General features: G+C 67.3%; 6 protein-coding genes. 5 read left to right on the forward strand and 1 reads right to left on the reverse strand.

Features of this window, described 5'->3' with window-relative positions; genetic code table 11:
* Positions 1-99: 99 nt before the first annotated feature.
* Together AB0J06_RS23450 and AB0J06_RS23455 are read left to right on the forward strand one after the other, a co-directional pair.
* Entirely contained in the window at positions 100-1,380 is a 1,281-nt protein-coding gene (locus AB0J06_RS23450) for an IS256 family transposase (RefSeq protein WP_357431336.1), read from the forward strand.
* Positions 1,381-1,657: 277 nt separating this feature from the next.
* Positions 1,658-2,359 carry a hypothetical protein gene (locus AB0J06_RS23455; RefSeq protein WP_357431338.1) on the forward strand — a complete coding sequence of 234 codons (702 nt, stop codon included), beginning with the start codon at positions 1,658-1,660 and terminating at the stop codon, positions 2,357-2,359.
* Between the two features lie 270 nt (positions 2,360-2,629).
* On the opposite strand, the gene AB0J06_RS23460 is transcribed toward AB0J06_RS23455, so the two are convergent.
* Positions 2,630-3,022 (reverse strand): hypothetical protein, encoded by a 393-nt coding sequence (locus AB0J06_RS23460; protein ID WP_357431340.1) that lies wholly within the window; start codon positions 3,020-3,022, stop codon positions 2,630-2,632.
* Between the two features lie 105 nt (positions 3,023-3,127).
* Between AB0J06_RS23460 and AB0J06_RS23465 the strand changes: the two genes are divergently transcribed.
* The 3 genes from AB0J06_RS23465 to katG all read left to right on the forward strand — a co-directional run bounded on the left by AB0J06_RS23465 (position 3,128) and on the right by katG (position 7,018).
* Positions 3,128-3,589, forward strand: a complete 462-nt coding sequence (locus AB0J06_RS23465; protein WP_357431342.1) for a hypothetical protein — start codon at positions 3,128-3,130, stop codon at positions 3,587-3,589.
* 748 nt (positions 3,590-4,337) lie between these two features.
* Positions 4,338-4,799 carry a Fur family transcriptional regulator gene (locus AB0J06_RS23470; RefSeq protein WP_357431344.1) on the forward strand — a complete coding sequence of 154 codons (462 nt, stop codon included), beginning with the start codon at positions 4,338-4,340 and terminating at the stop codon, positions 4,797-4,799.
* Positions 4,799-7,018 (forward strand): catalase/peroxidase HPI, encoded by a 2,220-nt coding sequence (gene katG, locus AB0J06_RS23475; protein ID WP_357431346.1) that lies wholly within the window; start codon positions 4,799-4,801, stop codon positions 7,016-7,018. The genes AB0J06_RS23470 and katG overlap by 1 nt, the downstream gene beginning before the upstream one ends.
* Positions 7,019-7,150: the final 132 nt, after the last annotated feature.

Raw genomic sequence — 7,150 nt, forward strand, 5'->3', positions numbered from 1 at the left:
TCACGCCGACTGCTGGCATCCCCTCAACGGGGACCGTGGATCTAACGGTGTTTCCGGCCTGACCCGCTGGGCGTGGTGCCCGGCGAGGAAGGTGCCGTGATGACAGCGACACTGGACGATGTGACTGCGAGGAAGAAGAAGGCCGAGCCGTCGGCGGAGGAGCAGGCCGCGGCCGAACTGGTTCGGCTGGCCAAGGAGCAGGGCTTGTCGTTGACCGGCCCGGACGGGCTGCTCAAGCAGCTGACCAAGACGGTCCTGGAGACTGCGCTCAACGAGGAGATGACCGAACACCTCGGCTACGAGAAACGCGATCCCGCCGGCATCGGCGCCGGGCACATCCGCAACGGCGTCCGGTCGAAGACGGTGCTGACCGACACCACCGGCCAGGTGCAGATCGACGTGCCGCGGGATCGGGCCGGCACCTTCGAGCCGCAGATCGTCAGGAAGCGGCAGCGGCGACTGTCCGGGGTCGACGAGGTCGTGTTGTCGCTGTATGCCAAAGGTTTGACGACCGGGGAGATCTCGGCGCACTTCGCCGAGATCTACGGGGCGTCGGTGTCGAAGGAGACGGTCAGCAGGATCACCGACAAGGTCATCGAGGAGATGACCGATTGGTCGCACCGGCCCTTGGACGAGATCTACGCCGCGGTGTTCATCGACGCCATCGTGGTCAAGGTCCGCGACGGGCAGGTCGCCAACCGGCCGTTCTACGCCGCGATCGGGGTCACCCTCGACGGGGACAAGGACATCCTCGGCCTGTGGGCCGGCGCCGGCGGTGAGGGCGCGAAGTTCTGGATGAGCGTGCTGACCGACCTGCGCAACCGAGGCGTCAAGGATGTGTTCTTCCTGGTCTGCGACGGCCTCAAAGGGTTGCCGGAGGTGGTCACCAACGTGTGGCCCCAGACCGTGGTGCAAACCTGCGTGATCCACCTGATCCGCAACACGTTCCGGCTGACGTCGCGCAAGTACTGGGACGAGCTGAAACGCGACGTCAAACCGATCTACACCGCGGTCAACGCCACCACAGCCCGCGCGGCGTTCGACGACCTGGCCGACAAGTGGGGCGGGCGGTATCCGGCGGTGATCCGGTTGTGGGACAACGCCTGGGCCGAGTTCATCCCGTTCCTGGACTACGACGTGGAGATCCGGCGGGTGATCTGCTCGACCAACGCGATCGAGTCCCTCAACGCCCGCTACCGGCGGGCGGTCAAAGCCCGCGGCCACTTCCCCAATGAGCAGGCGGCGCTAAAGTGCCTGTATCTCGTGACCCGGTCTCTGGACCCGACCGGAACCGGCAGGGCCCGATGGACGATGCGCTGGAAACCCGCGTTGAACGCCATCACCTTCAGCGACCGCTTCCCGGCCGCTGAGACCTACTGACAGGACCGCCGGAAACACCGTTAGCGAGATAGTCCCCGATTGCCAGGAAACGAATGCCGAGTGCCGCTTCCGCCAGCGTGTCAGCGACTGGGGACAGATGGGGATCGCACGTCGTGCACGATGGTAGCCGGCATGCAGTCCACCACACGGCTTGATCTCGGGGAAAGCGTGTGTGACGTGTGTGGACGTATGGCGAAGCGTCCTGGGGGTCAAGGAGTCCGTTCGACGAGGTGGCGCCAGCGGGGTGGAGTGCGAGTGAGGTGTGGCACCATGCGGCATGGCCGACGTCAATCAGAGAAGGATCGCTGGGGTCGTCCTCACGCCTGTGGTGTGCGCAGCGCTGCTGGTGACCGGCGTGATCGCCTTCGTGTTCGGGCTGAGTCTCACCGGTAACAACACAATGGACTACGCGGACGTGAACTATGTTTACCTGCTGGGTGCTGTGATCATTACCCATCTGGCGGCCATTGCGGCACACCGGATCGCGGGGCTGCTACAGGCGCGCGGCTGGTGGGCGGTCCTCGCGGTGCTGGTCCCAGCCGTGGTGTTCGCGATGCTGCAACCCGACAAGGCGTTCGGCAAGCGGGAATCTGCCCTGGCGTGGCTTGCGGGCTTGGCGGTCGCGCTCGTCATCGCCGCACTGCTTGCGCACCGCGGCCTCATCCGGACAGCATGGATCTTCGGGGTGCTCGCGGCGATCGCGGCGGCCGACATCGCGGTGCTCGTGCAGTTGATGCCGTCGACCGGGATCGACGGCGAGCAGGCCGAAACGCTCGATCGGGCGTACGCGCCGTTGTGGCTGCTGTTCGCGCTCATCGACTACGACTTCGGCCTCGATCCGCTCTCGTGGCACATCGGCGATGCTCTCGACCTGCGCGAGGTGGGGTATCCGATGTACTCGATGATCGCACTCGCCTTTGCCATGCGCTCGATGCGTCACCAAGCATTTCCCCACAGGCGCGGCCGTGAGACGAGGTAGCCCGGTCGACAAGTGGCACTCGTTGCGCGGCAGCAAGAAGGCAGCGGCTCGATCAGGGTTGCAGGTCCAGGCCTGTGTCATCAGGGCCGACCGTCAGCAAGAAGTCAGCGAGACGCGCGACAACAGCCGACAACCGCTGGCACAGGACAGCAAGATCCCCGACGCCAACGCCAGTCGCCGACATTGATCGGCAAGCGTCCACGGCACCGAGCCGCCTTTGCAAGGCAGGGTCGGCCACGTGCCAGCCAGTGATGAGCAGCAGACTCGTTTTCAGCGCCCTGCCCGGAGCCATAGCACCATCAGCGCTGCGCCGATACCGCCAAGCGCGAGGATCCCCCAACGGGGCAGTTGCCGCGACGCTGGGGGCAGCGCGCAGCCCGTGGGCTGGTAATCAACGGTCATCTCAGTGTGCGGTGCCGGGATCCGCTGGCCGGCAAACGCCGCCGCATCGATGCCGCAGATGACCGGGCCGCCTTCAGCGTCGACTTGCACGAGCGCCGCCAGCTGGCCGCGGCTGTCCCGTTCGACGGCTATCACGGTGCCGCGAAGCAGTTCCCCGGCGGGCGGGGGCGGGCCCAGGTCGGAGAAGACACCGACCAACAGGATCAACAGAGACGCCACCAGCCCTGAAATGGGGACCGCTGGATAGGCCCGGGGAAACATATGGCGAGGCTAGTGAAGGCGATCAAGTCTGATCGACCCGACGAGGCACCCAGAACTTACAACGACGGATCGCGCTCGGCGCTGACCGTCACTAGTGTTCGCGCCGTGAACCTCACGATCGACGAGAGCAGCCGCCAGGTACGAGAGTTCGTCTGCCAATGCTGCAACACGCCAGCGGACCGGACTTGGGCCAACATCTACGAGGGCGACACCGCTGTAGCCGCCTACTTCGCGAGTTGCTATCACCACAACGGGGTTCACGAGGTGTGGATTGATGCCATCTTGGGGAGCTGGGGCCGCGACCGCTTCGACGACCACATCACCTTCGGCTGCCGGGTTGGCCCTGTAGTCGGCTCGCCGACGCCTGCTGCGACGCTCGTCAACGGTGGCGAGGTTGCCGGCGATAGTCCGATCTTCGGTCGCAAGCTCAGCCGTGAAGAGGGGCTGAGCCACCCTCGGCTCTCTGAGTTCTGGCAGGTCGTCGACTTGATTCTGGAGCAGGATGACCTCGTGCGCCGCCACGTATCCGGGCCGGTGGCACAGGATGGTGCGCAGCCCGCCGAGTAACGCCGCCCGCTCGTCGACGAGTAGCCACGCGAGTCGCCAAGGCAGTGCATCCCGGCGGACAGCTCCGTACGTTGGCGGATTCGTTGAGCAGCGCCGGGCGAGATTGACCCGGCCTCGCCCGCTGCTGGCAGTGTGGGGTCAACGCTTCGCCTGACATCCGCAGCTGACATCAACGGAGTCGATCGTCGGCGTGAGGTTCCCCCGGTAGCTCGGAGGCTTTCGATCATGCTCTGATGGAGCTGAAGCGAGTCATTCGTGGCAGCACCGAAGAAGTGGCCACGATGATGCATGTCCATGCAGCGGTCAACACAACTGTAGGTCAGCGGCCACTCTGATCATGTAGTTGGGGTTGCACTCGGGCCTCGGACACCAAGTCGAACCCCCACGGTTCTACGGCCGCTGGGGGCTCTGCTGCTTCTGACGTCGGCTCGTCCACTCGCCGCCTGAGGACTACATCGGCCGGTCGGCCGGCCTTGGTTCTCGGAGGCCTGTTGGCCGTCCCCTCATGGGCAGCTCAACCGCACCGGGGCAGTCCCCATCCACATGGCGTCCACCGGTCCTCAAGCGCGTTCCAAGCGCGACGCCAGCCGACGTCCAGAGGCTTCGAGTGCTCGCTACATGACGGTCGTGAGCCGCGTCCGCGTCCCGCAGCACGGCCTGCAGCCAATTGACCACGGAATCCCACTTGTTGGACGACCGTGCCACGTCCGATCTTGACTTGTTCAAGGAAAGCCGTCAGGATGCGGCTGTGCCGGACGCCCCAGACCTCGAACGTCTACTGCGCGCCGCGGGCTTGCGGGTCACCCGGCCGCGCGTGGCGGTGCTGGACGCCGTCCACGCTCAGCCACACCTCGACACCGAGGCGCTCATCGGCGCCACCCGCGCCCGACTGGATGCGGTGTCGCACCAGGCGGTGTACGACGTGCTGCGCGTCCTGACCGACTGCGGTCTGGTGCGACGCATCCAGCCGCAGGGCTCGCCAGCACGCTACGAGGCGCGGGTCGGTGACAACCACCACCACCTGGTCTGCCGCGACTGCGGCACGATCGTCGACGTCGACTGCACGATCGGCACCGCACCCTGTCTGACCCCGTCCGACGACGCCGGCTTCGCCATCGACGAGGCCGAGGTCGTGTTCTGGGGACGCTGCCCGTCCTGCACGGACAGCCGACCCTCCGCCCCCCGCTCGACCGCACAGAGAGGTAAGTAGTGACGAACGAGGTCGACAAGAACCACACGCACAGCACCAGCGAGAGCGAGAACCCGGCGATCCCGTCGCCGACCAAGGCCACGAACGGCCGGCCCCAGAGCAACCGGGACTGGTGGCCCAACCAGGTCGACCTGTCCGTGCTGAACAAGCCCTCGAAGGACTCCGACCCGCTGGGCGAGGACTTCGACTACCGCGCCGAGTTCGCGAAGCTCGACGTCGAGGCGGTCAAGCGCGACGTCGCCGAGGCGATGCGGACCTCGCAGGACTGGTGGCCGGCCGACTGGGGTCACTACGGCCCGCTGTTCATCCGCATGTCATGGCACGCGGCCGGCACCTACCGCATCGCCGACGGCCGGGGCGGCGGCGGCGAGGGCGCGCAGCGCTTCGCCCCGCTCAACAGCTGGCCGGACAACGCGAACCTGGACAAGGCCCGCCGGCTGCTGCTGCCCATCAAGCAGAAGTACGGCCGCAAGCTCTCCTGGGCCGACCTGCTCGTCCTCGCCGGCAACGTCGCGCACGACGACATGGGCCTGAAGACCTTCGGCTTCGCCTTCGGCCGGGAGGACGTCTGGCAGCCCCAGGAGGTCTTCTGGGGCCCCGAGGACACCTGGCTCGGCGACGAGCGTTATGCCGACGACGCCCCGCTCGACCTCGACGAGGGCCACCTTGCGGCGGTCACCATGGGGCTGATCTACGTCAACCCCGAGGGCCCGCAGGGCAAGCCCGACCCGGTCGCCTCGGCCCACGATATCCGGGTCACGTTCAGCCGCATGGGCATGAACGACGAGGAGACCGTCGCCCTGATCGCCGGCGGCCACACCTTCGGCAAGACGCACGGCGCCGGCAACCCCGAGCTCGTCGGCCCGGAGCCCGAGGGCTGCCCGGTGCACGGCAACGGCCTGGGCTGGATCAGCCAGCACGGCACGGGCAAGGGCGCGGACACCATCACCAGCGGTCTCGAGGGTGCGTGGACGCCGACGCCGACCACCTGGGATAACACCTACTTCGAGATGCTCTTCAGCTACGAGTGGGAGCTCACCGAGAGCCCCGCCGGCGCGAAGCAGTGGCAGCCGTCGAACCCCGAGGCGCAGGAGCTGGTCCCCGACGCGCACATCGAAGGCAAGAAGAACCCGCCGATGATGTCGACGGCCGACATGGCCCTGGTCAAGGACCCGGGGTTCCGCGAGATCTCGGAGCGCTTCTACAACGACCCCGAGTACTTCGCCGACCAGTACGCCCGCGCCTGGTTCAAGCTGCTGCACCGCGACATGGGTCCGAAGAGCCGCTACCTCGGCCCCGACGTGCCGAGCGAGGACCTCATCTGGCAGGACCCGGTTCCCGCCGTCGACCACGAGCTCGTGGGTGAGTCGGAGATCGCCGACCTCAAGCAGCGGCTGCTCTCCTCCGGCCTGACCGTCCCGCAGCTGGTGCACACGGCCTGGTCCGCCGCCGCGTCCTACCGCGGCACGGACAAGCGCGGTGGCGCCAACGGCGCCCGGCTGCGTCTCGAGCCGCAGATCAACTGGGCGGTCAACGAGGGCGTCCGCGACGTGCTGCCGGTGCTCGAGCAGGTGAAGAAGGAGTTCGAGCAGCAGACGGGGAAGCAGGTCTCGCTCGCCGACCTCATCGTGCTCGGCGGCACCGCGGCGGTGGAGAAGGCCGCGGCGGACGCCGGCGTGCAGGTGACCGTGCCGTTCACGCCCGGCCGCACCGACGCCTCGCAGGAGCAGACCGACGTCGACAACTTCCGCTGGCTCGAGCCGCGGGCCGACGGCTTCCGCAACTGGGTCAAGCCCGGCAGCAAGCTCTCGCCGGAGACGCTCCTGGTCGACAAGGCGTACATGCTCGAGCTGACCGCCAAGGAGATGACGCTGCTCGTCGGCGGACTGCGGGTGCTCGGCGCCAACACCGGCGGCGTGCAGCACGGCGTCTTCACCGACCGCCCGGGAGTGCTGTCGCAGGACTTCTTCCGCAACCTGCTCGACCTGGGCGTCGCGTGGCGCACGTCGGTCGACAACGAGGGCGTCTACGAGGGCCTGGACGCAGACGGCAACTTCGTGCGCACGGCCACCGCGGCCGACCTGGTGTTCGGCTCGAACGCGATCCTGCGCGGCATCGTCGAGGTCTACTCGGCCGACGACGCGAAGGAGAAGTTCGTGCGGGACTTCGTCACCGCCTGGGTCAAGGTCATGGAGCTCGATCGCTTCGACCTGCGGTAGGCACCACCTGTCCGGAGGCCCCGGCCATGAGCCCCGCAGTCGCGAGCGAAAGGGCAGCGGGTGAGCTGCTCCCGGACCGCTACACGGATCACGGGCAACTCGTCGAGGCGATCCGGGCCGGCGATCCCGAGC

The organism is Micromonospora sp. NPDC049679 (assembly GCF_040659735.1).
In the GTDB taxonomy this organism is placed as follows: domain Bacteria; phylum Actinomycetota; class Actinomycetes; order Mycobacteriales; family Micromonosporaceae; genus Micromonospora_I.